Genomic DNA, 26,484 nt, shown 5'->3' with positions numbered 1-26,484 from the left:
GTTCGCAAAAAACAGGTGGATTGTTCCAGATAAATCTTGAAACAGTACACGATTCGTTGTGCGGACCGCCCTGCGGCAGGTTGCCGCGCCTTGCCTATACTGTTGCGATGCCCCCGTATTTCGCCGTGCGCAGCGGCGCCGGCCACCTGACTAGCAGAGCTGAGGAGCGGCCCGTGGACCATCTCGTACTGACAGTGATCGCCCCCGACAAGGCCGGGCAGGTTGAACGCATCGCCCAATGCATTGCCGAGCATAACGGTAACTGGCTGGAGAGTCGCATGTCGCGGATGGCCGGGCAATTCGCCGGTATCCTGCGGGTCGCGGTGCCGGCGGAATCCTACGATGACCTGGTCGAGGCCCTGCACAAGCTGTCCAGCCACGACATTCGCGTATTGATCGCCGAGAGCGGCATCGAGCCGTCCTGCACCTGGAAGCCGATTGCCATGGAGCTGGTGGGCAATGACCGACCGGGTATCGTGCGGGACATCACCCGCTTGCTGGCCGAGCAAGGCGTGAACCTCGAGCGCTTCACCACCGAGGTAAGGCCGGCGCCCATGAGCAGTGAGCCGCTGTTCCACGCCGATGCGTTGCTGGCGCTGCCCCTGACCTTGTCGCTGGATGACCTGCAGCAGCGGTTGGAGAGCCTGGCCGATGACCTGATGGTAGAGCTCAAGCTGCGCCCGGAGGATTGAAGCCTGCACGGTACCTGTAGGAGCGGCCTTGTGCCGCGAAAGCGGGGCGCTGCACGCCCATCGCCGGCAAGCCGGCTCCCACAAGTAACGCGTCAGCCTTGAGGGCATTGTCCCAGTGGGAGCCGGCTTGCCGGCGATGGGCTGTGTAGCAGCCCTAAGTGCAGCCGATAAGGCTTGACTGACCGGCATTAGGCAAAGCGCCCCAAGGCTTTCCGGTTATCCCGAATTCTCGGGGACGGCGCTGTGGATAACCTGGGGGCGCTCCTCTCCAGCCCAGGCAGTTCGCAGGCTCCGAAGCTTTGAGCAAAAAATGTCCAGATATCAGGGGCTTGTGCACAAAGCACGGGGACGAGGGTGTGGATAACCTTTGGAGATGTCTCTGCAGGCCCCGTGATACAAAGCCTGCAGAGATTTGATCGTTTTTTGATCAGCTTCGCTTGCGCAAGCTCAACCAGGCATCGACGCTGTAGATGGCCAGCCCCGCCCAGATGAACATGAACGCCAGCAAGGTGCTGGACGACAGCTGCTCACCGAACAGCAACACCGCCTGCAGCAACACCAGGGTGGGCGCCAGGTATTGCAGGAAGCCCAGTGTGGTGTAGGGCAGATGGCGGGCGGCAGCGTTGAAGCACACCAACGGCACCAGGGTGACCGGCCCTGCGGCCATCAGCCAGAGTGCTTCGCTGGTGGTGTAGAAGTCGGCCTGGGCGCTGGTCGCCATAGGGTTCAGCAACAGCCAACCGAGGGCCAGGGGCACCAGCATCCAGGTTTCCACCACCAGCCCTGGCAGCGCAGCCACCGGCGCCTGCTTGCGAATCAGGCCATAGAAGCCGAACGACAGCGCCAGTACCAGCGAGACCCACGGCAGGCTGCCGACCTGCCATACCTGCTGGGCCACGCCCACGGTCGCCAGCCCCACTGCCAGCCACTGCAGGCGGCGCAGGCGCTCGCCGAGCAGCAGCATGCCCAGCAGCACGTTGACCAGTGGGTTGATGTAGTAGCCCAGGCTCGCCTCGAGCATGCGTCCGTTGTTCACCGACCACACGTAGGTCAGCCAGTTGCCGGCGATCAACGCGCCGCTCAGGGCCAGGATAGCCAGGCGGCGCGGGTTGTCGCGCAGTTCGCGCCACCAGCCCGGGTGCTTCCAGACCAGCAGCAGGAGTGAGCCGAACAGCGCCGACCAGAGCACGCGGTGGACGATGATCTCCACCGCCGGAACGCTCTGGATGGCCTTGAAGTACAAGGGGAACAAACCCCAGATGACGTAGGCGCTCAGGCCCAGGATGTACCCGCGACGCGGGTTTGCGGCGTGCATGCAAATTCCTTGCTTAGGTAACTAAATACAGCACGCCTATTGTAGACAGAGCGCCAGGCCCATCTAAAACAATTTCAGCGGTTCTTCATCCAATGCGGCGATCTGCTCGCGCAATGCGAGGATCTGGTCGCCCCAATAACGTGGCTGGCCGAACCACGGGAAGCTCGGCGGGAAGGCCGGGTCGTCCCAGCGCCGGGCCAGCCACGCGCTGTAATGCAGCTGGCGCAGCGCGCGCAGGGGCTCGATCAGTGCCAGCTCGCGCGGGTCGAAGTCATGGAATTCGTTGTAGCCGTCGATCAACTCGGCCAATTGGCCCATGCGTTCTTCGCGGCTGCCGGCAAGCATCATCCATAGGTCCTGCACCGCCGGGCCCATGCGGCAGTCGTCCAGGTCGACGACATGGAACGTCTCGTCGCGGTACATCAGGTTGCCGGGGTGACAATCGCCGTGTAGGCGGATCACCTGGTGCGGGGTGCGTGCATAGAGGGCTTCGACCCGCTGGAGCATGTCGCGGGCGACGGATTCGAAGGCCGGCAGCAACTCGCGGGGGACGAAATTGCCGCTAAGCAGGGTTTCCAGCGAGGCGTGGCCGAAGTTATCCACCGCCAGTGCCTCGCGGTGTTCGAATGGCCGCGCCGCGCCTACCGCATGCAGGCGGCCGAGCAGTTGGCCGAGGCGGTAGAGTTGGTCGAGGTTGCCGGGTTCCGGCGCATGGCCGCCCCGCCGTGGGAACAGGGTGAAACGAAAGCCTTGGTGTTCGAACAGGCTGCGGCCGTCGTGCTGCAGCGGGGCGACGACCGGGACCTCGCACTCAGCAAGTTCGGCGCTGAAGCGGTGTTCCTCGAGGATGGCGTCGTCGCTCCAGCGGCCGGGGCGGTAGAACTTGGCGATCAGCGGTTGCGATCCTTCGATGCCCACCTGGTAGACGCGGTTCTCGTAGCTGTTGAGCGCCAGCACCCGGGCGTCGCTGAGAAAGCCCAGGCTTTCCACAGCGTCCAGGACCAGGTCAGGAGTGAGAGTATCGAAGGGATGGGACATGGAGGCTCCAGGCACGAGGGTGCGATGGGTGCCATGGTAACGCAGGTTTGGAACGGGCTGGGCGTAGGCATCTTTGCGGATGAGCCCGCTCCAGGGATCGCCGTTGGCGAGCCGCTCGGATCACACCGGCACTCCTAGCAATACATAGGAAGGATGGAACTGCGCCCGCACCCGGCTGCCTGGGGTTACCTTGGCCTGTTCCAGCCAACCTACCTCGGCGAACGCGCAGAGCGTCTGCCCATTGCCCAGCACCAACCGCACCTCGCTGGGCCCGTTGTCGTCGGCCAGCACGTCCTCGACCGTGGCCTGTAGGCAGTTGCTGCCCTCGGTGGCCGGGTCGGTCTCACCGAGCACCTGCACCCAGCCGGCCTTGAGCAAGGCCACTACAGGCGTACCCAGCGCCAGCTCCAGCCGCTCGGTGCTGTCGCGGGTGATCAGCGCTTCGATTTCCAGGGCGCCGCCCAGGTCGAGGCTGACCCGATCATGCCGCCCTTCACGGCGCAGCCCGTTGACCTGGCCATGCAGTTGGTTGCGTGCGCTGGTACGCAGCATCAGGCGGCCGAGCAGGTCGAGATCGCTGCTTTCTTCCGCCGCCTCGAAGACCTGCGCTTGCAAGGCCTGCAACCGTTGGTACAGGCGCAATACCCGTTCGCCCTCCGCGGACAACCGCGCCCCACCGCCACCCCGCCCCCCGGTGCTGCGCTCCACCAGAGGTCGGCTGGCCAGGTTGTTGAGCTCATCGATGGCATCCCAGGCAGCTTTATAGCTGATGCCGGCAGCCTTCGCGGCGCGTGTGATCGAGCCCTGTTCGGCAACGTGCTGCAGCAAAGCGATGCGCTGCGGGCGACGGGCGATGTGCTGGGTGAGCAGGGCGGGTAGGGACATGGTGGTGTGTCGGTCGTGGTGTAGAGGCAGTGACGGTGCCGCTCGCTTGCGGGCAAGTCAAGGTTACGCAACCAAGCATGGTAGGTCTCCAGTGGGGATCCCCGGCCTTTGGGCAGTGCTGCCCCCTGTACGAGCGGGCTTGTCCCGCGATCAAGGGCGAAGCCCTTGCCATGCAGTTGCGGTTGGCGACACTCAAACCTGCCCCGGCTTGGGCGTTCGCGCCAGGCAATACACATCGACCCGCCGTGCCCCGGCCTTGCGCAGCAATATCGCGATGGCCTGGGCGGTTGCACCGGTGGTCAGCACGTCATCGACAATCGCCAGGTGAAGCCCATCGAGCCGCGCCCCGGGCGCCAGGCCAAAGGCCATTCGCAAGTTACGCTTTCGCGCTCGGGCACCGAGGGTTTGCTGGGCCGGTGTATCGCGAGTGCGTTGCAGCACCGTTTCATTGCACGGGATCGTCAGCTGCTTGGACAGCCACCGGGCAAGCATCTGCGCCTGGTTGAAGCCCCGCTGGCGCAGTCGACGCCCTGTCAGGGGCACGGGCAACAACTGGTCAGGTTTTGCCATGCCCTCCCCATAGCGATGCAGCAGGGCCTGCCCCAGCAGCAAGGCCATCAGCCGGCCCAGCGGCCACTGGCTGCGATGCTTGAACCGGCTGACCAAAGCATCGACCGGAAAGCCGAAGTGCCACGGCGCCACGACCTGCTCGAAGGCCGGCGATACGCGGCTGCATTGGGCGCAGGTCAAGCCGCTCATCGGCAGGGGCAGGGCGCAGCGGGTGCAATGCTCGTCCAGCCAGGGCAGGGCCTGTTCGCAGTGCATGCACAACGGGTAGGGCTGTGCGCTGGTTTCATCGCAGAGCAGACAGAGCTGGTCAATATTCGTACACTTGTAAACCAGATGTTTTATGGGTGGTTGACAGTCCATGGCCCTTCCCTGAGTATGCGGCGTATCCGTGATGCGCTAGCGGGCTTTCCTGTCCCGGCGCCAGTCAAAGCCTAAACAAGGAAACGCCGATGAGCGCCAGCACAACTGCAACAACACGTCACGACTGGACCCTCGCCGAGGTCAAGGCCCTGTTCCAGCAGCCCTTCAACGACCTGCTGTTCCAGGCGCAGACGGTGCATCGCGCGCATTTCGACCCCAACCGCGTGCAGGTTTCCACCTTGCTGTCGATCAAGACCGGCGCCTGCCCGGAAGATTGCAAATATTGTCCGCAGTCCGGCCACTACAACACCGGGCTGGAAAAGCAGAAGCTGATGGAAGTACAGAAGGTCCTGGAAGAAGCCGCCCGCGCCAAGGCCATCGGTTCCACTCGCTTCTGCATGGGCGCTGCCTGGAAACACCCGTCGGCCAAGGACATGCCCTACGTGCTGGAGATGGTCAAAGGGGTCAAGGCCATGGGCCTGGAAACCTGCATGACCCTCGGCAAGCTGGACCAAGAGCAGACCAAGGCCCTGGCAGAGGCCGGGTTGGACTACTACAACCACAACCTCGACACCTCGCCGGAGTTCTACGGCAGCATCATCACCACCCGCACCTATAGCGAGCGCCTGCAGACCCTGGCCTACGTGCGCGACGCCGGGATGAAGATCTGCTCCGGCGGTATCCTCGGCATGGGCGAGTCGCTCGATGACCGTGCAGGCCTGTTGATCCAGTTGGCCAACCTGCCGGAGCACCCAGAGTCGGTACCGATCAACATGTTGGTCAAGGTCGCCGGCACGCCGTTGGCCGACGAGGAAGATGTCGACCCGTTCGACTTCATCCGCATGCTGGCGGTGGCACGTATCCTGATGCCCAAATCCCACGTGCGCCTCTCCGCCGGCCGCGAGCAGATGAACGAACAGATGCAGGCCCTGGCCTTCATGGCTGGTGCCAACTCGATCTTCTACGGCGAGAAACTGCTGACCACGGCCAACCCCCAGGCTGACAAGGACATGCAGCTGTTCGCCCGCCTTGGCATCCAGCCGGAGGCCCGTGAAGAGCACGCTGACGAAGTGCACCAGGCGGCCATCGAGCAGGCGCTGGTCGAGCAACGCAGCAGCGAGCTGTTCTACGATGCTGCCTCGGCCTGAGCATGGCCTTTGACCTGACGGCCCGCCTGGCCGAACGGCGCGCCGCGGACCTGTACCGGCAGCGGCCGCTACTGGAAACCCCACAGGGCCCGGAGGTGGTGGTCGACGGCCAGGCGCTGCTGGCCTTCTGCAGCAACGACTACCTGGGCCTGGCCAACCACCCCGAGGTGGTCGCCGCCTGGCGCGCTGGCGCCGAACGCTGGGGCGTTGGCGGCGGCGCTTCGCACCTGGTGATCGGCCACAGCACTGCGCACCATGCCGTGGAAGAAGCCCTGGCCGAGTTGACCGGGCGTCCGCGCGCGCTGTTGTTTTCCACAGGCTATATGGCCAACCTCGGCGCCATCACGGCGTTGGTCGGGCAGGGCGATACCGTGTTGCAAGACCGTCTCAACCATGCCTCGCTGCTCGATGGCGGCTTGCTCAGTGGTGCGCGCTTCAGTCGCTACCTGCACAACGACCCGGCCAGCCTGGCCAGCCGCCTGGCCAAGGCCACCGGCAATACGCTGGTGGTCACCGATGGCGTGTTCAGCATGGATGGTGACCTGGCCGACCTGCCGGCGTTGGCGCAAGCTGCGCGCACGCGCGATGCCTGGCTGATGGTCGATGACGCCCATGGCCTGGGTACGCTCGGAGCCAATGGCGGCGGTATCGTCGAGCACTTCGGCCTGGGCGTGGAAGACGTACCCGTATTGATCGGCACCCTTGGCAAGGCCTGCGGCACTGCAGGTGCCTTCGTCGCCGGTAGCGAAGAGCTGATCGAGGCGTTGGTACAATTCGCCAGGCCCTACATCTATACCACCAGCCAGCCGCCAGCGCTGGCCTGCGCCACGCTCAAGAGCCTGGAGCTGCTGCGCCGCGAGCGCTGGCGCCGCGAACACCTCGAGGCGCTGATCCGCCAGTTCCGTCGGGGCGCTGCGCAGATCGGCCTGGAACTGATGGACAGCCCGACCGCGATCCAACCGATCCTGATCGGCAACAGCGCGCGCGCCCTGCAACTGTCACGCATGCTGCGCGAGCGGGGCCTGCTGGTCACGGCCATCCGCCCACCAACCGTGCCTGCCGGCAGCGCGCGTTTGCGCGTGACCCTGAGCGCGGCGCACAGCGAGGCCCAGGTCCAGCTATTGTTGAATGCATTGGCCGAGTGTTACCCCTTGCTGGAGTCCGCCGATGCGTAACCGATTGATCCTTCTGCCGGGCTGGGGCCTGGGAACTGCTTCGCTGGAACCACTGGCCGCGAGCCTGCGCGCGCAGGACCCGCGCCTGCAGGTCGAACTCAGGCCATTGCCGGAGCTCGCCGACGGCGATGTCCAGGCTTGGCTCGAGCGCCTCGACCGCACGCTGCCCACCGACAGCTGGCTGGGCGGCTGGTCGTTCGGCGGCATGCTTGCCAGCGCACTGGCGCACAAGCGCGGCGACCATTGCTGTGGCCTGCTGACGTTGGCCAGCAACCCCAGTTTCGTGCAGCGTCCGGATTGGCCCCATGGCATGGCAGTGGACACCTTCGGCACCTTTCTCGACGGTTGTCGCAGCCACCCCCAGGTGACCCTCAAGCGCTTTCGCACCCTGTGCAGCGAAGGCGCACAAATGCCGCGTACCTTGTTGCGGCAACTGGGCGTCGGCGTGCCCGACACCGACCCGTTGTACCTGGCCACAGGCCTCGAAGTCCTGGCCAAGCTCGATACTCGCAATGCCCTGGAGCAATACGGTGGGCCTCAGCTGCATCTGTTCGCCGGCAGCGACGCGCTGGTACCGGCGCAAGCAGCCAAGGCCCTGAGCGAACTGCTGCCGGACGTGGAAGTCGGCCTGGTCGAAGACAGTTCCCACGCGTTCCTGCTGGAATACCCGCAGGAGCTGGCGGCGGGCATCAAGAGTTTCCTGCATGAGAGTGGCGATGACTGACCTTTCCCGTCCGACCCTGCCCGGCACGTTGCCGGACAAGCGCCAGGTGGCGGCCTCGTTTTCCCGCGCCGCGGCCAGCTATGACAGCGTGGCGGCCCTGCAGCGTGCGGTGGGCATGGCCCTGTTCGAGCAGTTGCCGACAGGCCTGCAAGCTGAGCGCTGGCTTGACCTGGGCAGTGGCACAGGGCACTTCAGCCGGGCACTGGCCGAGCGATTCAAGGGGAGCGCCGGCGTAGCGGTGGACATCGCCGAAGGCATGCTGCGCCATGCCCGCGAACACGGTGGCGCGCGCCACCATGTGGCCGGCGATGCCGAGCGGCTGCCGCTGCGCGATGACAGTGTCGACCTGGTGTTCTCCAGCCTGGCGGTGCAATGGTGCAGCCAGTTCGCCAGCGTGCTGGGTGAGGCATGGCGCGTGCTGCGGCCAGGCGGTGTGCTGGCTTTCAGCAGCCTGTGTGTCGGCACGCTCGAAGAGTTGCGCGCCAGTTGGCAGGCGGTGGATGGGCTGGTGCACGTCAACCGCTTCCGGCGCTTCGAAGACTACCAGCGGCTGTGCGGCGAGAGCAGGTTGCAGGTGCTTGGCCTGCAGCGGCGCCCCCATGTGCTGTATTACCCCGATGTGCGCAGCCTGACCCATGAGCTCAAAGCCCTCGGCGCGCACAACCTCAACCCAGGGCGGCCATCCGGGCTGACCGGGCGCGCGCGCATGCAAGGCTTGTTGCAGGCCTATGAAGGCTTCCGCCAGCCGCAGGGCCTGCCGGCCACCTACCAGGTGGTGTATGGCATCTTGCGCAAACCGCTCGCAGGCGAGGTGTGACATGGGCCAGGCTTATTTCATCGCCGGTACCGACACCGACGTCGGCAAGACCACCATCGCCGCCGGGTTGCTACACGCGGCGCTGTCCCAGGGGCTGAGCACGCTGGGGGCCAAGCCGGTCGCCTCGGGTTGCACGATGACGGCCAAGGGGCTGCGCAATGCCGATGCCCTGGCGCTGATCGACCAGAGCTCGGTGAAATTGCCCTACGAGCAGGTCAACCCGTTCGCCTTCGAGCCGGCCATCGCCCCCCATGTGGCGGCCCGAGAGGCGGGCGTGAGCCTGCAGGTCTCGACGTTGCTGGGCGCCATGCGTCATGTGCTGGACCAAGGCGCCGATTTCACCTTGGTGGAGGGCGCCGGTGGCTGGCGGGTGCCGTTGTCCGGCCATGCCAATCTGTCGGACCTGGCCATTGCCTTGAAGCTGCCGGTGATTCTGGTGGTGGGCGTACGCCTGGGTTGCATCAACCATGCCCTGCTCAGCGCCGAGGCGATCGCCCGCGATGGGCTGCAGCTGGCCGGTTGGGTGGCCAATATCGTCGACCCGCGGACCTCGCGCCTGGAGGAGAACCTCGCCAGCCTGGCCGAGCGCCTGCCGGCGCCCTGTCTGGGTAGGGTACCGCGGCTCAAGCAGGCCACGGCCGAGGCGGTGGCGGAGCACTTGCAGCTGGATTTGCTGGATTAGGGCTACATTCTGCGATGGGCGTATGACGCGCCGATGGCCACAAGCTATTGAGTGGCATAAGGCCATTGGCGATTTAAACGGGCCTTTTGCTGCAGTGGCTGCTTTAATGAAGCCTGCTCTTCATCCTGACTTTTTGGAGTCCTGACATGGAAATCACCGGTAGCACTGCCTATCACGCAGGTCTTGGCGCCATCCAGGCCGGGCAGCACCGTGTCGACCAGGCCGCCAGTCAAATCGCCAACGGCACCGTCGAGCGTGCCGCTACCAGCCAGTCCAGCGACTACCAGGCCGAGCGCCTGCGGGCAGTCGACCGCAGTCAGCAGATGGACCTGGCGACCAGCAATGTCGAGATGGCCCTAGGCAAGCATCAGGTCGAGCTGGGCGTGAAAGTCGCCAAAGCTTCGGACGACATGCTCGGGCAGTTCATCGATACCTACGCCTGAAATCTCTGCGGTAGGGTGAAGGCGTCCTTCATAAGAGCTTCGGTGTTCGTGAGATCGCGCGCCGCCCGCGCGGCGCATCGCGAGCTGCGCTCGCTACGTTTGTTTCGAGCCAATCCATCCTGCGAGATTTTCGCGCGGACGCTTTGGCGCCTGACGCAATTTCGTGTCGTACGAACCAGGCGGTCGCGCGCGCCTGTCACAGGCGTTACTGGCCGTAAACAAACGTAGCGAGCGCAGCTCGCGATGCGCCGCGCGGGCGGCGCTCGATCTCACAGGCACCACCCATCCCAACCCCTACGACACCAATGGCGGTTATGCCATGTTTCGCGGCAAAAATGACACCATAGTCCCTCCTTGACATTGGCCTGAGCTAAACGTAAGTTTCAAACAACTGTTTGACGCAAAGCCGCCAAGAGCTGGTCGGTGCCCGCGGTCTTTCCACCGGACTCATCACAGAGGTTCATCGCTATGCCTGATTACAAAGCCCCCTTGCGTGATATTCGCTTCGTTCGCGACGAGCTGCTCGGCTACGAGGCGCACTATCAGAGCCTGCCGGGTTGCCAGGACGCCACGCCTGACATGGTCGACGCGATCCTCGAGGAAGGCGCGAAGTTCTGTGAACAGGTACTGGCCCCGCTGAACCGTGTCGGCGACCAGGAAGGCTGCACCTGGAGCGAGTCGGGCGTGAAGACCCCGACCGGTTTCAAGGAAGCCTACGAGCAGTTCGTCGAAGGTGGCTGGCCGAGCCTGGCCCATGATGTCGAGCACGGCGGCCAGGGCCTGCCGGAGTCGCTGGGCTTGGCCCTGAGCGAAATGGTCGGCGAAGCGAACTGGTCGTGGGGCATGTACCCAGGCCTGTCCCATGGCGCGATGAACACCATTTCGGCCCACGGCACGCCCGAGCAGCAGCACACCTACCTGACCAAGCTGGTATCCGGCGAATGGACCGGCACCATGTGCCTGACCGAACCGCATTGCGGTACCGATCTGGGCATGCTGCGCACCAAGGCCGAGCCACAGGCCGACGGCAGCTACAAAGTGTCGGGCACCAAGATCTTCATTTCTGCCGGCGAGCACGACATGGCCGCCAACATCGTCCATATCGTCCTGGCCCGCCTGCCGGATGCACCGGCTGGCACCAAGGGTATCTCGCTGTTCATCGTGCCGAAGTTCCTGCCCAACGCCGAAGGCGGCGTAGGCGAGCGTAACGGCGTGAGCTGCGGCTCCATCGAACACAAGATGGGCATCCACGGCAACGCCACCTGCGTGATGAACTTCGACGGCGCCACCGGCTACCTGATCGGCCCGGCCAACAAGGGCCTGAACTGCATGTTCACCTTCATGAACACCGCTCGCCTGGGTACCGCGCTGCAGGGCTTGGCCCACGCCGAAGTCGCCTTCCAGGGTGGCCTGAAGTACGCCCGTGAGCGCCTGCAGATGCGCTCCCTGACTGGCCCGAAAGCACCGGACAAGGCCGCTGACCCGATCATCGTCCATCCGGACGTGCGTCGCATGCTGCTGACCATGAAGGCCTTCGCCGAAGGTAATCGCGCGATGGTGTACTTCACCGCCAAGCAGGTGGACATCGTCAAGTACAGCCAGGACGAAGAAGAGCGCAAGAAGGCCGACGCCCTGCTGGCGTTCCTGACCCCGATCGCCAAGGCGTTCATGACCGAAGTCGGTTTCGAAGCGGCCAACCACGGCGTACAGATCTACGGCGGTCACGGCTTCATCGCCGAGTGGGGCATGGAGCAGAACGTGCGCGACAGCCGTATTTCCATGCTGTACGAAGGCACCACCGGCATTCAGGCCCTGGACCTGCTCGGCCGCAAGGTGCTGATGACCCAGGGCGAGGCGCTCAAGGGCTTCACCAAGATCGTCCACAAGTTCTGCCAGGCCCAAGAAGGCAACGAAGCCGTGCAGGAGTTCGTCACGCCGCTGGCCGCCCTGAACAAGGAGTGGGGCGAGCTGACCATGAAGATCGGCATGGCGGCGATGAAAGACCGTGAGGAAGTCGGTGCCGCTTCGGTGGATTACCTGATGTACTCCGGCTATGCCTGCCTGGCCTACTTCTGGGCCGATATCGCCCGCCTGGCTGCGGAAAAATTGGCCGCCGGTACCAACGAAGAAGCGTTCTACACCGCCAAGCTGCAGACCGCGCGCTTCTACTTCCAGCGCATCCTGCCGCGCACCCGCGCCCATGTGGCCGCGATCCTGTCCGGTGCCGACAACCTGATGGCGATGAAGGAAGAAGACTTCGGCCTGTCCTGCTAAACCGCCCGGCTGCACAAGAAACCGCCTGCCCTCATCGGCAGGCGGTTTTTTTGTGGGAGAAAAGCCAGCCCTGCGAACTGTGCTGCCCTCCCCCTGTAGGAGCGGGCTTGTCCCGCGATCAAGGGCGAAGCCCTTGCCAGGCGACGGTGATATCGGGCCCGGCCCAATCGCGGGACGAGCCCGCTCCTACAGGGGAGACGCAAAATCAAATGGTGGTTCTGGGGGCGAGTTGGCCCGCCCGTCAGCTCCTTACCGATGCGCATATTCATCTATTCATGTGCGCTGCCGATGAACTGAAGGCACAATGCCATTATTGATCTGCCGGGTCGGAGATTGCCTTTTGTTTCGTCTATCCGCTGTACGCGCGAGCCACTTCCTGCCCTCGTTGTTTCTGTTGCTGGGGGGATTGGCGGCGGCCTATGTGAAGGACCTCAATGTGTTCTTCACATCACTGTTCAACGTCCTGCCTACCCTGGTGCTATTGCTGGGCGGTGCCTATTGCGCGGTGTATCGAAGGCAGCGCGAGCTGTTTTTGATGGTCACTGTGTATATCGCCTATTTCCTGCTCGATACACAGACCGACTTCTACCGCGATAACGGCAAGGTGCGCGAGGACGCGGCGGTGGTGTTCCACATGGTCTGCCTGCTGCTGCCCGCATTGTTCGGCCTGTACGCGGCCTGGCAGGAGCGCACCCACCTGGCCCAGGACCTGTTGGCGCGTTTCGCGGTCCTGTTCGCGGTGGGCAGCGTGGCGCTGGCGCTGGAGCAGAGCTACCCAGATGCTCTGCTGGGGTGGCTGGCCGAGATTCGCTGGCCTTCGCTGCATGGGCAATGGATGAGCCTTGTCCAACTGGCGTACCCGGTGTTCCTGGGCATGTTCATTCTCCTGGTGGTGCAGTACCTGCGCCAGCCGAGGCCGTTGCATGCGGCGCAGATCATCGGCCTGCTGGGCATCTTCTGGATGCTGCCCAAGACCTTCATCCTGCCGTTCACCCTCAACATCATGTGCAGCCAGGTGATGTTGATGATCGCCGCAGCGGTGTCCCACGAGGCCTACCAGATGGCGTTTCGCGATGAGCTGACGGGCCTGCCGGGCCGTCGCGCGCTGAACGAGCGCCTGCAGCGGCTGGGGCGCAACTATGTGATCGCCATGACCGACGTGGACCACTTCAAGAAATTCAACGACACCCATGGGCACGATGTTGGTGACCAGGTGCTTCGTCTGGTGGCCAGCCGGCTGGGCAGGGTGACCGGGGGTGGGCGTGCCTATCGCTACGGTGGTGAGGAATTCGCCCTGGTGTTCGCCGGCAAGACCGCCGAAGAATGCACGCCGCACTTGGAGGCCGTGCGCGAGATGATCGCCAACTATGCCATCCAGCTGCGTGACCGAAGCAACCGCCCACAAGACGACTCGGCAGGAAGGCAGCGCCGTGCCGGGGCGTCGGGCAATACGGTTTCGGTGACCATCAGTATCGGCGTCGCCGAGCGCCAGATGGCCCATCGCACGCCGGACGATGTGCTCAAGTCTGCCGACCAAGCGCTCTACAGCGCCAAGGGCGCGGGACGTAACTGTGTCGTGGTGTTCGGCGAGCATTCCAGGCGTGGTGCGGTACGTACGGCGTGACCAGGATTGACTGATTGGTCGCGTGATGACCCTATGTCTCACAAACGTTGTTCGGGTACACTCGTTTTCATCTAGTGCCGCGGTCCTGCCGGATCGCCCCGACCCTGATAGCGAGAGGTTGTCATGGCTGACTACAAAGCGCCCCTGCGCGATATGCGTTTCGTATTGAATGAAGTCTTCGAGGTGGCCAAGCTCTGGCAGCAATTGCCTGCCCTGGCCGAAGCTGTCGATGAAGAGACCGCCATGGCCGTGCTGGAAGAGGCGGGCAAGGTCACCGGCAAGACCATCGCTCCGCTGAGCCGCAGCGGCGACGAAGAGGGCTGCCATTGGGATAACGGCGCTGTGCGCACGCCGGCAGGCTTCATCGATGCCTACAAGACCTACGCCGAAGGTGGCTGGGTGGGTGTGGGAGGTGACCCGCTGTTCGGTGGCATGGGCATGCCAAAAGCCATCTCGGCCCAAGTCGAGGAAATGATCAACGCCTCGAGTCTGGCCTTCGGCCTGTACCCGATGCTGACCGCAGGGGCTTGCCTGTCGATCAACGCCCACGCCAGCGAAGCGCTGAAGGAAAAATACCTGCCCAACATGTACGCCGGGGTCTGGGCCGGCTCCATGTGCCTGACCGAGCCCCATGCCGGCACCGACCTGGGGATCATCCGCACCAAGGCCGAGCCTCAGGCGGATGGCAGCTACAAGGTCAGCGGCACCAAGATCTTCATCACCGGCGGCGAGCACGACCTGACCGAGAACATCATCCACCTGGTGCTGGCCAAGCTGCCAGACGCACCGGCTGGCCCCAAGGGTATATCGCTGTTCCTGGTGCCGAAGTTCCTGGTCAACGAGGACGGCAGCCTGGGGGCGCGTAACCCGGCCAATTGCGGGTCGATCGAGCACAAGATGGGCATCCAGGCCTCGGCGACCTGCGTGATGAACTTCGACGGTGCCACCGGCTACTTGGTGGGCGAGGCGAACAAGGGCCTGGCGGCGATGTTCACCATGATGAACTACGAGCGCCTGGGGGTCGGTATCCAGGGCCTGGCCTCGGCCGAGCGTTCCTACCAGAACGCTGTGGAATACGCCCGCGAGCGCTTGCAGAGCCGTGCGCCCACCGGGCCCCAGGCCAAGGACAAGGCGGCCGATCCGATCATCGTCCACCCCGATGTGCGCCGCATGTTGCTGACCATGAAAGCGCTGATCGAAGGCGGTCGTGCGTTTTCCACCTACGTGGCCATGCAGCTGGACAGCGCCAAGTACAGCGAAGACGCCACGACGCGCAAGCGCAGCGAGGACCTGGTGGCACTGCTGACGCCTGTGGCCAAGGCGTTCCTCACCGATCTGGGCCTTGAGTGCACGGTGCACGGCCAGCAGGTATTCGGCGGCCATGGCTACATCCGCGAGTGGGGCCAGGAACAGTTGGTACGTGATGTGCGCATCACCCAGATCTACGAAGGCACCAACGGCATCCAGGCCCTGGACCTGATGGGTCGCAAGGTGGTGGGCAGTGGCGGTGCGTTCTACCGCCTGTTCTCCGACGAGATCCGTCAGTTCATTGCCAGCGCCGATGCGGAGTTGGGCGAGTTCACCACCCCGCTGGCCGCATCGCTCGAGCAACTCGACGGGCTGACTGAATGGGTACTGGAGCAAGCCAAGGGCAACCCCAACGAAATCGGGGCGGCGTCGGTGGAATACCTGCATGCCTTCGGTTACGTCGCCTACGCCTACATGTGGGCCCTGATGGCCCGCGCTGCGCGGGCAGGTGAGGGCGACGAAGCGTTCTACGCCGCCAAGCTGGGCACTGCACGCTTCTATTTCGCTCGCCTCTTGCCGCGGGTGGGTTCGCTGGTGGCTTCGGTCAAAGCGGGCAGCGAGACGTTGTACCTGCTCGACGCCGCGCAGTTCTGACCCGGCTGGGGCGCAAGCCCGTTCCTACAAGACCTTGGCGGTTGTGTAGGAGCGGGCTTTTTTGTGGGCAGCTATTAATAAAAAGTCACATTCCAGTGTCGCTTTGTAAGCTATCTCCTACACGACGTGACGGCGTTTTTCCTCTTTCCTAAGATTGGATCCACAGTTAATCTTTCTCACATGGACGTAGCGCAGGAAGCGCAAAGGACAGAACAAAGGACACGTAGGATTCCTGCCAGGATGGCGGGGTGATAAGGATGTTGAAGGGAAACAGTCTGGAAAACCCCGCTTAGGCGGGGTTTTCTTTGTGTGCGTATTTTTCAGCCAAGCACGTCCAAGGGTGACATGCCGGGCTGGCGCACATCGGCCTCTTCTTCCAGCAATGTGCGCAGCAACTCCACCGAGGCCTGCTGGCGCTGGGCATCGCGGAATACCAAGCCAACCTTCAACGGCACACGCGGTTCGCTCAAGGGCTTCCACAGCAGTGTCTGGTCATCTTCTGTAGCATCCTTGGCCCGCCCGGGTAGGATGGTCGCCAGCGCGGTGTGCGCCAGGCTGTCGAGAATCCCCGCCATATTGTTCATTTCTGCCTCCACCTGCGGCCTGCGCCCCAGGTTGGCCAACTGCGCCTGCCAGATCTGGCGCATCTGGAACTCCTCGCCCAGCATCAGCATGGGCAACTCCGCCGCCTGGCGTACCGAGACCTTCTTGAAATCCTTCAGCGGGTGGGTATTGGGGATGACCAGCTGGAGCTCATCTTCATACAGCAACAGGCCATGCAAGCCAGGTTGGCGGGGCGGCAGGTAGCTGATTCCGATATCCAGGCTGCCATTGAGCAGGCGCCGTTCGATTTCCATCCCCGACAATTCGTAGATCTGCACCACCAGGTGCGGCTGGGCCTTGCGCACCCGTTCGAGCAGCTGCGGTACCAGGCTTGGACGCAGGGTACGCATGACGCCGATGGCCAAGGTACGCAGGGCTTGGCCCTTGAAGTTGCGCATGGCCTCGTGGGCACGTTGCAGGCCATCGAGCAATGGCAAGGCATGGTTGTACAGGGTATGGGCGGCCAGGGTGGGCAACAGGCGCTTGTTGCTGCGCTCGAACAGGTTCAGGTCGAGGCTGTGCTCAAGCTGGCGGATCTGTTGGGACAATGCGGGTTGGGACAGTGACAGGCGTTCGGCGGCCCGGCCTACATGGCCTTCTTCGTACACCGCGACGAAATAACGCAACTGACGAAAATCCATAAGATCCACTTATCGAAAATGCTGGAAAAACCAAATGGCCGCGAACCCGCGACAGGCCTAGTCTATCGCTGTATTCCGGCGGCTTACAGCAACCTTTGAGCCTATTGTTACCCGCCAGGAAAAAGACTTTTGATAGGCCAGGCAAAATAAACATTTTCCAGAAGCCTTGGCTGCCTTCTACCGTGCATGGCTGGAGCCCCAATGAACCTGTTCAACCTGCGCCGATCGGCCCCTGTGGTCGCCGAGCCCAAACGCGCGTCCGTCAGCGAGCCGCTGATAGCGTCCGTGTCTCGCGAGCGGCTGATGCCAAGCGCGGAGCGGGCACCGCAGGTATTCGTCCGGGGGCAGGGCTCTTGGTTGTGGGATGACCAGGGGCGCGCCTACCTGGACTTCACCCAGGGTTGTGCGGTCAACAGCCTGGGCCATAGCCCCAGCGTGCTGGTCAAGGCCTTGGCCAACCAAGCCCAGGCGCTGGTCAACCCGGGCGCGGGTTTCCATAGCCGTGGCCTGCTGACCCTCGTGGACCGGCTGTGCCAGAGCACGGGCAGCGACCAGGCCTACCTGCTCAACAGCGGTGCCGAAGCCTGCGAGGGCGCAATCAAGCTGGCGCGCAAATGGGGCCAACTGCACCGCAACGGCGCCTATCACATCATCACGGCCAGCCAGGCCTGCCATGGCCGTAGCCTGGGCGCGTTGTCGGCCTCCGACCCGCTGCCGTGCAACCGCTGCGAGCCCGGCCTGCCGGGGTTCAGCAAGGTGCCGTTCAATGACTTGGCAGCCCTGCACGCGGCGGTGGATTCGCGCACCGTGGCGATCATGCTCGAGCCGATCCAGGGCGAGGCCGGCGTGATCCCGGCCACGGTCGAATACCTCAAGGGTGTCGAGCAGCTGTGCCGCGAACTGGGCATTCTGTTGATCCTCGATGAGGTGCAGACCGGCATCGGTCGTTGTGGCGCCTTGCTCGCCGAACAGACCTACGGCGTGCGCGCCGACATCATCACCTTGGGCAAAGGCCTGGGCGGTGGCGTGCCGCTGGCGGCCCTGCTGGCCCGTGGCACGGCGTGCTGCGCAGAGCCTGGCGAACTGGAGGGGAGCCACCACGGTAATGCATTGATGAGCGCTGCTGGCCTGGCGGTGCTCAAGACCGTGCTGGAGCCAGGTTTCTTCGAGCACGTGCAGGACAGCGGTCGCCACCTGCGTGAAGGCCTCAGCCGCCTGGCTGGCCGGTATGGCCAGGGCGAGGTGCGTGGCCAGGGGCTGCTGTGGGCCTTGCAACTGCGCGACGAGCTGGCCAGAGAACTGGTCGAAGCCGCGTTGCAGGAGGGCTTGTTGCTCAATGCACCGCAGGCGGATGTGGTGCGATTCTCCCCGGCACTGACCGTGAGCAAGGGCAACATCGACGAGATGCTCCTGCGCCTGGCCCGGGCTTTCGCCCGTCTACACGCCCAGCAACACAATCGTCGCGAGGTATCGGCCTGAATGGCCGCCGCGGCGTAACGAATTTCAACGAACCGTCTCGCGTTCCTGCGCATCGCCCTTGGCCAGCAGTTTTTGGCCCGGGGCGTTTTTTTGTCTGCGATTTGGCTGTGGAACCCTTGGCCAGTGCGGCTAGTCTCTTGTGAAACCTATCAAGGAGAGCATCGCATGGATTTCATTCGTATCATCATCGCCATCATTCTTCCGCCGCTGGGCGTGTTCCTCCAGGTGGGGTTCGGCGGTGCGTTCTGGCTGAACATCCTGCTGACCTTGCTCGGCTACATTCCTGGCATCGTGCATGCGGTCTATATCATCGCCAAGCGCTGAGACTGCGGGGGCCGCGTTGCGGCCCTTTCGCGGCGCAAGGCCGCTCCTACAGAATTTTGCGAAATAGCTGTAGGGACGGCTATTTGCTCAACACTCGGCAATAGAATTTCCATTCTTCTTCCAATGCATGGGCCAGGTGCCTTGCCTGGCGAAACCCATGCCGCTCACCGGCATAGAAATGCCCCTCGGCCTCGACGCCGTTGGCTTTGAGCGCGTCGAGCATGGCGCGGGTCTGCTCCGGTACCACCACGGCATCCAACTCGCCCTGGAAGAAGATCACCGGCGCCTTGATCCGCCCGGCATGCAGCAAGGGCGTGCGTTGCCGGTAGCGCTCGACGTCACGCTCGGGGTCGCCGATCAGCCAGTCCAGGTAGTCGCCTTCGAACTTGTGGGTGGCCCGGCCCAGGGCCACCGGGTCACTGACGCCGTAGAGGCTGGCGCCAGCGCGGAACACGTCATGAAAGGCCAGGGCGCACAAGGTGGTATAGCCGCCGGCGCTGCCACCCCGGATGAACGCCTTGTGCGGGTCGACCAGGCCTAACCCGGCCAGGTGATCGACAGCGGCGCAGGCGTCCTGCACATCGAGTTCGCCCCAGCGCAAGTGCAAGGCTTGACGGTAGGCACGGCCATAACCGCTGCTGCCACGGTAGTTGAGGTCGGCCACGGCGAAGCCGCGCTGGGTCCAGTATTGGATGCGCGGATCGAAGACGGGGTAGCAGGCCGAGGTCGGGCCGCCATGGATGAATACGACCAGCGGTGATGGCCCCTCATGGCCTCTGGCCGGGTAATAGAAACCATGGGCCTCGCCATCACCGCTGGGGTAGCGAATCGGGCGCGGGCGGCTGACCCGCGCGACTGGGAGCGGTAGGCCACCGCCGGCCAAGACTCGGGCGTGCCCGGTCTGCCGGTCGAAGGCGATGACAGCCGGTGGATTCACTGGCGAGGCGGCGACGGCATAGACGTGCCGCTCATCCAAGGCCAGGCTACGAAAACGCGTGTAGTCCTTGCCCAGGCGCTGAACCTGCTGGCCCTCGCTGCGCAACCCCAACAGCCCGAAACCGTCCTCGAACCAACTGGCAAGGTACGCGTTCGGCCCGAGCGCCAGCCAAGTGCTCGCGCCCAGTTGCCAAGGCGCCGCTGCATGATCCGCAACTGCGGCTGGCAAGGGCTGCCAGGTGCCGTCGAGCTCACCCCAGGGTTGCCAATAGCCGTTGCGGTCGGACAGGCAATAGAGCCTGCCCTGGGGGGCGAAGCGCGGTTGCTGCAAGGACGCCTGCCGGCCTCCATCGCCAGCGATGCAGCGGGCCGGGCCCCAGCCACCTTGGCGGTTGCGCTCCTGATACATCAGACGCGTGGCGGTCCAGGGCTGCGCGGGGCGGTCCCATTCGATCCAGGCCAGGCGCCGACCATCGTCGCTGAGGGTGGGCGAGGCATAGAAATCCGCGCCTTCGGCCAATACCTCCCGGCCCCCGGCGCTGATCGCGACCAGCCGGTGCTCCACCTGGTCGGCATGGGTTTCCTCCACCGCGAACACCCAGCCCTCATGCCACAGCACATCGCCATAGCGGCACTGCGAAGCCTGGGTCAGCGAACGTGGCGCTGAGCCGTCGAGGGCCTGGGTATACAGCTGCTGGTCGGTTTCGTTGACGAACACCAGCCCATCGCCGCCAAGGCAGAAGCTGCCGCCGCCATATTCATAGACCCGGCTGCGCGCACTGAACCCGTCGGGCGTCAGGCAATGAGCCTGTTCGTTGCGCCAGTGCCAGATGCGGCAGGCGCCATCGGCGGGGCGGAACTCGTTCCAGAACAGGCCGGCGGCGCCGACCTTGAGTTCGGCGAAGTCGGTACCGGCGGCCACAGCCTGGGCCGCGCTGAAATCAGCCTCGGGCAATGACATGGGAGTTGCGCTCATTGCGGAAGGTCATCTCTTCGATGGTCTGCTGGGCGGTTTCGGCCTCGTCGCGGGCCTTGAGGATGATGCCGTGGTCGGCCGACTTGGCGCACACCGGGTCGGCATTGCTGGCATCGCCGGTGAGCATGAAGGCCTGGCAGCGGCAGCCGCCGAAGTCCTTTTCCTTTTCGTCGCACGAGCGGCACGGCTCGGGCATCCAGTCGTAGCCGCGGAAGCGGTTGAAGCCGAAGGAGTCATACCAGATGTGCCGCAGGTCATGTTCGCGCACATTGGGAAACTGCACCGGCAGCTGGCGTGCGCCGTGGCAGGGCAGGGCAGTACCGTCGGGGGTGATGGTGAGGAACAGGCTGCCCCAGCCGTTCATGCAGGCCTTGGGACGCTCCTCGTAGTAATCCGGCGTGACGAAAATCAGCTTGCAGGGGTTGCCGGCCGCCTTGAGCTTTTCGCGGTATTCGTTGGTGATGCGCTCGGCCCGTTCCAGTTGTGTACGGGTAGGCAGCAATCCCAGGCGGTTGAGGTGTGCCCAACCGTAGAACTGGCAGGTGGCAAGCTCGACGAAATCGGCTTCCAGGGCGATGCACAGCTCGATGATGCGGTCGATCTTGTCGATGTTGTGCCGATGGGTGACGAAGTTCAGCACCATCGGGTAGCCGTGGGCTTTCACCGCCCGCGCCATCTCAAGCTTCTGGGCGAAGGCTTTCTTCGAGCCGGCCAGCAGGTTGTTCACCTGCTCGTCGCTGGCCTGGAAGCTGATCTGGATGTGGTCCAGGCCCGCGTGCTTGAACGTGGCGATCTTCTGCTCGGTCAGGCCGATGCCGGAGGTGATCAGGTTGGTGTAGTAGCCGAGGCGTCGCGCCTCGCCGATCAGCTCGGCCAGGTCCTGGCGCACCAGCGGCTCACCGCCGGAAAAGCCCAGCTGGGCAGCGCCCAGCTCGCGGGCCTGTGCCATCACCTGGAACCACTGTTCGGTGGACAGCTCCTGGCCTTGGGCGGCGAAGTCCAGTGGGTTGGAACAGTACGGGCATTGCAGCGGGCAGCGATAGGTCAGCTCGGCCAGCAACCACAGCGGCAAGCCCACCTCGGGCTTGGCCGGCACGTCAGGCGAGGACGATCCAGTGTTCGGCACGGGCCACCTCCATGAACTGCTCGATGTCGTCGGCTACTTCCGGGACACCGGGGAACTGGCGCTCCAGTTCGGCGATGATCGCTGCCACGTCGCGCTGGCCATCGATCAACGCACCGATCAGGCCGGCGCTTTCATTGAGCTTGATCATGCCCTCGGGGTAGAGCAATACATGCCCCTTCTGCGCCGGCTCATACTGGAAACGATAGCCCGGGCGCCAGTTCGGCACCTGTTGACGGTCAAAACTCATAGGGCGATCCCCTTGTGCCAGGCGCGCTCGCCGGTGACGGTATGGTAGGGCGGGCGGTTCAGTTCATAGGCCATGGTCATGGCGTCGAGCATGGTCCACAGGATATCCAGCTTGAACTGCAGGATCTCCAGCATACGCTCCTGGCCCTGGCGGGTGGTGTAATGCTGCAGGGTGATCGCCAGGCCGTGCTCGACATCACGCCGGGCCTGGCCCAGGCGGGTGCGGAAGTATTCGTAGCCGGCTGGGTCGATCCAGGGGTAGTGCTGGGGCCAGCTGTCCAGGCGCGACTGGTGGATCTGCGGGGCGAACAGTTCGGTCAGCGAGCTGCTGGCAGCTTCCTGCCAGCTGGCGCGGCGGGCGAAGTTGACGTAGGCGTCCACGGCAAAACGCACGCCTGGCAGCACCAGCTCCTGGGAGCGCAGCTGCTCCGGGTCCAGGCCGACGGCTTGGCCCAGGCGCAGCCAGGCCTCAATGCCACCGTCCTCGCCCGGGGCGCCATCGTGATCGAGCAGGCGCTGGATCCACTCGCGACGCACTTCACGGTCCGGGCAGTTGGCCAGGATCGCGGCGTCTTTCATTGGAATGTTGACCTGATAGTAGAAGCGGTTGGCCACCCAGCCCTGGATTTGCTCGCGGGTGGCGCGGCCTTCGTACATCGCCACGTGGTAGGGGTGGTGGATGTGGTAATAGGCGCCCTTGGCGCGCAGGGCCTGCTCGAATTCGGCAGGGGACATTGGCAGTGCATCGCTCATTCAGCGGACTCCTGTTATGGCGAGGTCTCTGTAGGCGTGGGCTTGCCCCCGCGATCAAGGGCGAAGCCCTTGCCCTGTTCCGGCGTTTTGCCGGGGCTGGCCCTGTCGCGGCACGAGGCCGCTCCTACAAGGGGGCGGGCAGTACCCTTACAACTCGATACTCATGCCGTCGTAGGCGACTTCGACGCCCCGGCGCTGCACTTCGGCCCGCTCGGGCGACGCTTCGTCGAGGATCGGGTTGGTGTTGTTGATGTGGATGAGCACCTTGCGCTGGCGGGGGAAGCCATCCAGCACCTCAAGCATGCCGCCTGGGCCATTCTGCGCCAGGTGGCCCATCTCGCGACCGGTACGGGTACCAACGCCCCGACGCTGCATTTCATCATCCTCCCACAGCGTGCCGTCGACCAGCAGGCAGTCGGCGTCCTGCATCATCTGCAGCAGGCTGTCGTCGACCTGGCCCAGGCCCGGGGCGTAGAACAGCTTGCCGCCGGTACGCAGGTCTTCCACCAGCAGGCCAAGGTTGTCGCCCGGGTGCGGGTCGAAGCGGTGCGGCGAATAGGGCGGTGCGGCGCTGCGCAGGGGGAACGGGGTGAACCTGAGGTTCGGGCAGGCTGGGATGACGAAGCTGCCTTGCAGCTCGATACGGTTCCACACCAGGCCGCCGTTCCAGTGGCTGAGCATGTTGAACAGCGGGAAGCCGGTGGTCAGGTCCTGGTGGACCATGTCGGTGCACCAGACCTGGTGCGGGCAGCCTTCACGCAGACTGAGCAGGCCAGTGGTGTGGTCGATCTGGCTGTCGAGCAGAACGATCGCATCGATGCCGCTATCGCGCAGGGCGCGGGCCGGCTGCATGGGCGCGAAGGCCTGCAGCTGTGCGCGGATGTCGGGCGAGGCGTTGCACAGGACCCAGTGCTCACCGTCGTCGGACAGGGCAATGGACGACTGGGTACGTGCCGTGGCGCGCAGGGTGCCGTCGCGATAGCCCTTGCAGTTGACGCAGTTGCAGTTCCACTGGGGAAAACCGCCGCCGGCGGCGGAACCGAGGATCTGGATGTACATGGCCCCTCTCTGTGCAAAGCCGTATGCAGAAAACGAAAACGCCCCGGCGAACCGAGGCGTTGAAGCGCAGCGGTAATCAGCGGCTGGCGAAGTACATGGTGACTTCGAAGCCGATACGCAGGTCAGTGTATGCAGGTTTGGTCCACATGGGCGTTCTCCTTCCGGATGGGGTTGGGTTGGTCAGCTACTTGTTTGGCGCCGCCTGTCGAAGGAGGTTCCATTGGCTGAGATTGCGCTATCTTACAAGAAAAATTTGTACTGAAAGGTTAATTATTCGAAAAGTGCCATTGCAGTCTCCGTAACAATCCCTAGGAGTATCAGTGCCAGCGCTCATCGGGTGCCGGGCCATTGGCCAGGCACAGCCAGCCATGCTCGGCCGCGAGCAGGGCGTGCCGGAGGCCATCCAGCTGTGCTTGCGTTGTGTTCAGGATAGACCGCCGCGTGAGATCTAGGTCATCGGTTTGTGTCGCCAGGTATGTCTGCCATGCCCATTCGGCGACCTCGGCGTTGTCCATGGCGCTTTCCTCGAATTGCGTGGCCAGCGCCTGGCGCGCTTCGGTGGCCAACGGCAGTGCCTCTGCCATCAGTTGCAGCAGATGGCCAAGGATCTGCCCGTGGCTGGCGCTGGGTGACTGAACGCCGAAGAGCAGACCGCCGACCCCTTCGACCTGACGAAAGGCGCTGAACACGGCGTAACCGAGCTGCAGCTCGACGCGCAGGCGTTGGTAGAAGGGCCCTTGCAGCAGATGGGCGAGCAGCCGGCCTGCGGCTTGCGATGGCGCGGGCACGGGGCAGAACAGCAGCAGAGCGTGTTCATTGCCGTGGGCCTCTATTCGCTGCCACGTGCGACCCTTGAAGGGTTTGGGGGATGCAGGGTTGCTCGGCAGGCCCGGCAATGTTTTCAAGGTCGCTCCCAAGGCCGACTGTGCAGCCTTGTCGAAGCCCACCAGTAACCCGTACCGACGAGCGATTTGCCATACCTCGCCCGGCAGATGCGCTTTTGCAGGGGCGGGCTGGGTCATGTCCTGAACGATCTCGGGCAAGGCCTTGAGGAGCATGCGGATCGGGATCAGCTTGGGCTCCGGCGCGCAGGGCAGCGCATGGGGATTCATCGCGGCGGCCTCCAGCAGCGGCAGGGCTTCATCGAGCGTATGCACCACGGCATCCTGCAGCCCTGCGCAAGTGAGCTGCCAACGATTGCCAATGGCAGTGAAGCCCAGTTGTACTGAAGCGCGTTCGGCGCGTTCGATCAATGGCCGTAGCCTGTCCATGAGCACCGGCTGCAAGCGCCGGCTTGCAGTCGGCGACACATGCCATCGCAAGTAGAGCGCGGCGAACCGGCGCGATGCGGGCAGGCTGGTACTGATGGCCAGCCCCGTGGGCAACGGTACCTCCTCATGCTGGATAAGGGCGGGCTGGAACAACGGCTCGGCGGGAGGGAGTTGCCATTGACCGTGCGCGATTGCTGGAAGGCTGTGCAGCAATGCGCTGAATGCCTGCAAGCCTCGTTCGTCCAGCCCTTGGAAAGGCAGGTTCATGCTGTCCCGACGCGCCAGCTGCAGGGCGCTGGCCGCTTGTTCGCGGGTGGATTGCAGGCGAGCGAACAGCTCGTTCAAGCCCTGCGGATCTGCCTTGCGCAGGAAGCCTAGCCAGCCGTGCAACGAAGCTTGGATCTGCTCAGGTGGGGCGTTTTCGCTCAGTTGCAGGTACAGGGCCCAGAGCAGTTGACCGGCATGGGCGTACAGGGACTCGGCCTTGAAGCTCCGTAGCCAGCCTTGCCCGCGCAAGTAGCCCAGCCAGCCGCCGGCGCGATTGTCGCTGAGGCAGGCGTGCAACAGTTCTAAAGCCTGCTCGGCTGGCTGTGGCAGGCCCTCATGGGCGAACAGCAGGACCCATCTTCCGTTTAACGCCACCGGCTCGCCCAGCGGCTCCTCGAGCAGGGGTGGTGCAGGTGCTGCCATTGCGCGCTTGCCGCTTGGAAACAGCCCCCCGAAACGAGTGCCCAATACCTGCAATTCGTCCAGCGGTTGTGGGCCGCACAGGCTCAGGATTATCTGGCCGCCCTGGTAGTACGTCTGGTGGAACTGTCCAAGCGCCTGTTGAAACGCCGGGTCCTGGATAGGCAAGGTATACCGGTTGCCAGCTTGGAAACCGCGCAACGGATGATGGGCGGATACACGCTGAAGCAGGGCGAACTGCTGCTGGGCCTCGGGGCTGCGTGACCAGGCGATGAACTCCGCATGGATCACTTCCCGCTCACGGTGCTGGCGTTCGATACCCAGGTCGGGCTCGGCGAGCATCTGGCAGAGGCGCTCCAACCCTCCTGCCAGTGCGGCGGGCGGGACTTCGAAGAAGAAATCGGTGGTGCGTTCACGGGTGCTGGCGTTGACCTGGCCGCCCAAGCCCTGAACGTAGCGCATCAGGCCGTCTTCCAGGGGGTAACGGGCGTTGCCGAGGAAGAACAGGTGCTCCAGGAAATGCGCCAGACCAGGCCACCTGGCTGGGGCGTCATGGCTGCCGGCATGCACCCGCAGTGCTGCTGCTGCGCGCTTGAGGCGCGGGGCATGGCGCAGGGTGAGCTGCAAGCCGTTGGCGAGGGTGAGGTGGCGGGTGGTGTCTGGCATGGGGTAATGCTAACGCATTTGTCGGCCCAATCGCGGGACAAGCCCGCTCCCACACGGATTGCGTCCGG

The 26,484-nt window shown here is 64.2% G+C and carries 24 protein-coding genes; 12 read left to right on the top strand and 12 right to left on the bottom strand.

What is annotated here, in order from left to right; translation table 11 throughout:
- Positions 1-173 precede the first annotated feature (173 nt).
- Complete coding sequence (locus ACNFG0_RS03555) at positions 174-692, top strand: glycine cleavage system protein R (RefSeq protein ID WP_196143987.1); 519 nt, start codon at positions 174-176, stop codon at positions 690-692.
- 427 nt (positions 693-1,119) lie between these two features.
- On the opposite strand, the gene rarD is transcribed toward ACNFG0_RS03555, so the two are convergent.
- The 4 genes from rarD to ACNFG0_RS03535 form a co-directional block, all read right to left on the bottom strand.
- Positions 1,120-2,007 carry an EamA family transporter RarD gene (gene rarD / locus ACNFG0_RS03550; protein WP_196143988.1) on the bottom strand — a complete coding sequence of 296 codons (888 nt, stop codon included), beginning with the start codon at positions 2,005-2,007 and terminating at the stop codon, positions 1,120-1,122.
- Positions 2,008-2,070: 63 nt separating this feature from the next.
- A complete protein-coding gene (locus ACNFG0_RS03545) occupies positions 2,071-3,045 on the bottom strand; it encodes a serine/threonine protein kinase (protein ID WP_196143989.1) in 975 nt (324 codons plus the stop codon).
- Between the two features lie 120 nt (positions 3,046-3,165).
- The gene (locus tag ACNFG0_RS03540; RefSeq protein WP_196143990.1) at positions 3,166-3,930 is read right to left on the bottom strand and encodes a TOBE domain-containing protein; all 765 of its coding nucleotides are present in this window, start codon (positions 3,928-3,930) and stop codon (positions 3,166-3,168) included.
- A 192-nt stretch (positions 3,931-4,122) separates the two neighbouring features.
- Positions 4,123-4,860 carry a ComF family protein gene (locus ACNFG0_RS03535; protein WP_416764023.1) on the bottom strand — a complete coding sequence of 246 codons (738 nt, stop codon included), beginning with the start codon at positions 4,858-4,860 and terminating at the stop codon, positions 4,123-4,125.
- An 89-nt stretch (positions 4,861-4,949) separates the two neighbouring features.
- Here ACNFG0_RS03535 and bioB point away from each other — a divergent pair, with 89 nt between their 5' ends.
- The 9 genes from bioB to ACNFG0_RS03490 all read left to right on the top strand — a co-directional run bounded on the left by bioB (position 4,950) and on the right by ACNFG0_RS03490 (position 15,649).
- Entirely contained in the window at positions 4,950-6,008 is a 1,059-nt protein-coding gene (bioB, locus tag ACNFG0_RS03530) for a biotin synthase BioB (protein WP_196143992.1), read from the top strand.
- A 2-nt stretch (positions 6,009-6,010) separates the two neighbouring features.
- Positions 6,011-7,183 carry an 8-amino-7-oxononanoate synthase gene (bioF, locus tag ACNFG0_RS03525; RefSeq protein WP_196165803.1) on the top strand — a complete coding sequence of 391 codons (1,173 nt, stop codon included), beginning with the start codon at positions 6,011-6,013 and terminating at the stop codon, positions 7,181-7,183.
- Complete coding sequence (locus ACNFG0_RS03520; RefSeq protein WP_196143994.1) at positions 7,176-7,907, top strand: alpha/beta fold hydrolase; 732 nt, start codon at positions 7,176-7,178, stop codon at positions 7,905-7,907. Before bioF ends, ACNFG0_RS03520 begins: the two co-directional genes overlap by 8 nt.
- Entirely contained in the window at positions 7,900-8,724 is an 825-nt protein-coding gene (bioC, locus tag ACNFG0_RS03515) for a malonyl-ACP O-methyltransferase BioC (protein ID WP_196143995.1), read from the top strand. Before ACNFG0_RS03520 ends, bioC begins: the two co-directional genes overlap by 8 nt.
- A gap of 1 nt (position 8,725) precedes the next feature.
- On the top strand, positions 8,726-9,406 hold the full coding sequence (gene bioD / locus ACNFG0_RS03510) for a dethiobiotin synthase (RefSeq protein ID WP_196143996.1): 681 nt from the start codon (positions 8,726-8,728) through the stop codon (positions 9,404-9,406).
- 146 nt (positions 9,407-9,552) lie between these two features.
- On the top strand, positions 9,553-9,849 hold the full coding sequence (locus ACNFG0_RS03505) for a pyrroloquinoline quinone biosynthesis protein PqqE (protein ID WP_416764022.1): 297 nt from the start codon (positions 9,553-9,555) through the stop codon (positions 9,847-9,849).
- Positions 9,850-10,317: 468 nt separating this feature from the next.
- On the top strand, positions 10,318-12,123 hold the full coding sequence (locus ACNFG0_RS03500) for a phenylacyl-CoA dehydrogenase (RefSeq protein WP_196143998.1): 1,806 nt from the start codon (positions 10,318-10,320) through the stop codon (positions 12,121-12,123).
- 340 nt (positions 12,124-12,463) lie between these two features.
- The gene (locus ACNFG0_RS03495) at positions 12,464-13,747 is read left to right on the top strand and encodes a sensor domain-containing diguanylate cyclase (RefSeq protein WP_196155670.1); all 1,284 of its coding nucleotides are present in this window, start codon (positions 12,464-12,466) and stop codon (positions 13,745-13,747) included.
- A 123-nt stretch (positions 13,748-13,870) separates the two neighbouring features.
- Entirely contained in the window at positions 13,871-15,649 is a 1,779-nt protein-coding gene (locus ACNFG0_RS03490; protein WP_416764021.1) for an acyl-CoA dehydrogenase C-terminal domain-containing protein, read from the top strand.
- A 320-nt stretch (positions 15,650-15,969) separates the two neighbouring features.
- Here ACNFG0_RS03490 and ACNFG0_RS03485 read toward each other — a convergent pair whose 3' ends face one another.
- The gene (locus ACNFG0_RS03485; RefSeq protein ID WP_196144001.1) at positions 15,970-16,893 is read right to left on the bottom strand and encodes a LysR family transcriptional regulator; all 924 of its coding nucleotides are present in this window, start codon (positions 16,891-16,893) and stop codon (positions 15,970-15,972) included.
- A gap of 201 nt (positions 16,894-17,094) precedes the next feature.
- Here ACNFG0_RS03485 and ACNFG0_RS03480 point away from each other — a divergent pair, with 201 nt between their 5' ends.
- Together ACNFG0_RS03480 and ACNFG0_RS03475 are read left to right on the top strand one after the other, a co-directional pair.
- Positions 17,095-18,372: an aspartate aminotransferase family protein gene (locus ACNFG0_RS03480; protein ID WP_416764020.1), complete on the top strand. Its 1,278-nt coding sequence runs from the start codon at positions 17,095-17,097 to the stop codon at positions 18,370-18,372.
- A gap of 165 nt (positions 18,373-18,537) precedes the next feature.
- Positions 18,538-18,696: a YqaE/Pmp3 family membrane protein gene (locus ACNFG0_RS03475; RefSeq protein WP_009681539.1), complete on the top strand. Its 159-nt coding sequence runs from the start codon at positions 18,538-18,540 to the stop codon at positions 18,694-18,696.
- Positions 18,697-18,775: 79 nt separating this feature from the next.
- On the opposite strand, the gene ACNFG0_RS03470 is transcribed toward ACNFG0_RS03475, so the two are convergent.
- The 7 genes from ACNFG0_RS03470 to pqqF all read right to left on the bottom strand — a co-directional run bounded on the left by ACNFG0_RS03470 (position 18,776) and on the right by pqqF (position 26,416).
- Positions 18,776-20,608 carry a S9 family peptidase gene (locus tag ACNFG0_RS03470; RefSeq protein WP_416764019.1) on the bottom strand — a complete coding sequence of 611 codons (1,833 nt, stop codon included), beginning with the start codon at positions 20,606-20,608 and terminating at the stop codon, positions 18,776-18,778.
- A complete protein-coding gene (gene pqqE, locus ACNFG0_RS03465) occupies positions 20,574-21,734 on the bottom strand; it encodes a pyrroloquinoline quinone biosynthesis protein PqqE (protein WP_416764018.1) in 1,161 nt (386 codons plus the stop codon). Before pqqE ends, ACNFG0_RS03470 begins: the two co-directional genes overlap by 35 nt.
- Complete coding sequence (gene pqqD / locus ACNFG0_RS03460; RefSeq protein ID WP_196155674.1) at positions 21,706-21,981, bottom strand: pyrroloquinoline quinone biosynthesis peptide chaperone PqqD; 276 nt, start codon at positions 21,979-21,981, stop codon at positions 21,706-21,708. The genes pqqE and pqqD overlap by 29 nt, the downstream gene beginning before the upstream one ends.
- Positions 21,978-22,733 carry a pyrroloquinoline-quinone synthase PqqC gene (gene pqqC / locus ACNFG0_RS03455; RefSeq protein WP_196144005.1) on the bottom strand — a complete coding sequence of 252 codons (756 nt, stop codon included), beginning with the start codon at positions 22,731-22,733 and terminating at the stop codon, positions 21,978-21,980. The genes pqqD and pqqC overlap by 4 nt, the downstream gene beginning before the upstream one ends.
- A 147-nt stretch (positions 22,734-22,880) precedes the next feature.
- Positions 22,881-23,792 (bottom strand): pyrroloquinoline quinone biosynthesis protein PqqB, encoded by a 912-nt coding sequence (gene pqqB / locus ACNFG0_RS03450; protein ID WP_196155675.1) that lies wholly within the window; start codon positions 23,790-23,792, stop codon positions 22,881-22,883.
- Positions 23,793-23,868: 76 nt separating this feature from the next.
- Positions 23,869-23,940 (bottom strand): pyrroloquinoline quinone precursor peptide PqqA, encoded by a 72-nt coding sequence (gene pqqA / locus ACNFG0_RS03445; protein ID WP_008365141.1) that lies wholly within the window; start codon positions 23,938-23,940, stop codon positions 23,869-23,871.
- Positions 23,941-24,109: 169 nt separating this feature from the next.
- On the bottom strand, positions 24,110-26,416 hold the full coding sequence (pqqF, locus tag ACNFG0_RS03440) for a pyrroloquinoline quinone biosynthesis protein PqqF (protein ID WP_416764017.1): 2,307 nt from the start codon (positions 26,414-26,416) through the stop codon (positions 24,110-24,112).
- Positions 26,417-26,484: the final 68 nt, after the last annotated feature.

The sequence above is a fragment of the Pseudomonas sp. NY15372 genome (genome assembly GCF_048068215.1).
GTDB lineage: Bacteria > Pseudomonadota > Gammaproteobacteria > Pseudomonadales > Pseudomonadaceae > Aquipseudomonas > Aquipseudomonas guariconensis_A.
The sequence above is the reverse complement of the archived record's forward strand: the minus strand, read 5'-3'. Positions and strand labels throughout refer to the sequence as shown.

Coding starts and splice junctions, on each gene's coding strand:
- ACNFG0_RS03545 (WP_196143989.1), bottom strand. CDS start 3,045: ATGTCCCATCCCTTCGATACTCTCACTCCTGACCTGGTCCTGGACGCT.
- ACNFG0_RS03490 (WP_416764021.1), top strand. CDS start 13,871: ATGGCTGACTACAAAGCGCCCCTGCGCGATATGCGTTTCGTATTGAAT.
- ACNFG0_RS03540 (WP_196143990.1), bottom strand. CDS start 3,930: ATGTCCCTACCCGCCCTGCTCACCCAGCACATCGCCCGTCGCCCGCAG.
- ACNFG0_RS03535 (WP_416764023.1), bottom strand. CDS start 4,860: ATGGACTGTCAACCACCCATAAAACATCTGGTTTACAAGTGTACGAAT.
- pqqC (WP_196144005.1), bottom strand. CDS start 22,733: ATGAGCGATGCACTGCCAATGTCCCCTGCCGAATTCGAGCAGGCCCTG.
- pqqF (WP_416764017.1), bottom strand. CDS start 26,416: ATGCCAGACACCACCCGCCACCTCACCCTCGCCAACGGCTTGCAGCTC.
- bioC (WP_196143995.1), top strand. CDS start 7,900: ATGACTGACCTTTCCCGTCCGACCCTGCCCGGCACGTTGCCGGACAAG.
- ACNFG0_RS03485 (WP_196144001.1), bottom strand. CDS start 16,893: ATGGATTTTCGTCAGTTGCGTTATTTCGTCGCGGTGTACGAAGAAGGC.
- bioD (WP_196143996.1), top strand. CDS start 8,726: ATGGGCCAGGCTTATTTCATCGCCGGTACCGACACCGACGTCGGCAAG.
- ACNFG0_RS03520 (WP_196143994.1), top strand. CDS start 7,176: ATGCGTAACCGATTGATCCTTCTGCCGGGCTGGGGCCTGGGAACTGCT.
- ACNFG0_RS03480 (WP_416764020.1), top strand. CDS start 17,095: ATGAACCTGTTCAACCTGCGCCGATCGGCCCCTGTGGTCGCCGAGCCC.
- bioF (WP_196165803.1), top strand. CDS start 6,011: ATGGCCTTTGACCTGACGGCCCGCCTGGCCGAACGGCGCGCCGCGGAC.
- ACNFG0_RS03500 (WP_196143998.1), top strand. CDS start 10,318: ATGCCTGATTACAAAGCCCCCTTGCGTGATATTCGCTTCGTTCGCGAC.
- ACNFG0_RS03505 (WP_416764022.1), top strand. CDS start 9,553: ATGGAAATCACCGGTAGCACTGCCTATCACGCAGGTCTTGGCGCCATC.
- pqqB (WP_196155675.1), bottom strand. CDS start 23,792: ATGTACATCCAGATCCTCGGTTCCGCCGCCGGCGGCGGTTTTCCCCAG.
- rarD (WP_196143988.1), bottom strand. CDS start 2,007: ATGCACGCCGCAAACCCGCGTCGCGGGTACATCCTGGGCCTGAGCGCC.
- pqqD (WP_196155674.1), bottom strand. CDS start 21,981: ATGAGTTTTGACCGTCAACAGGTGCCGAACTGGCGCCCGGGCTATCGT.
- ACNFG0_RS03475 (WP_009681539.1), top strand. CDS start 18,538: ATGGATTTCATTCGTATCATCATCGCCATCATTCTTCCGCCGCTGGGC.
- bioB (WP_196143992.1), top strand. CDS start 4,950: ATGAGCGCCAGCACAACTGCAACAACACGTCACGACTGGACCCTCGCC.
- ACNFG0_RS03470 (WP_416764019.1), bottom strand. CDS start 20,608: ATGAGCGCAACTCCCATGTCATTGCCCGAGGCTGATTTCAGCGCGGCC.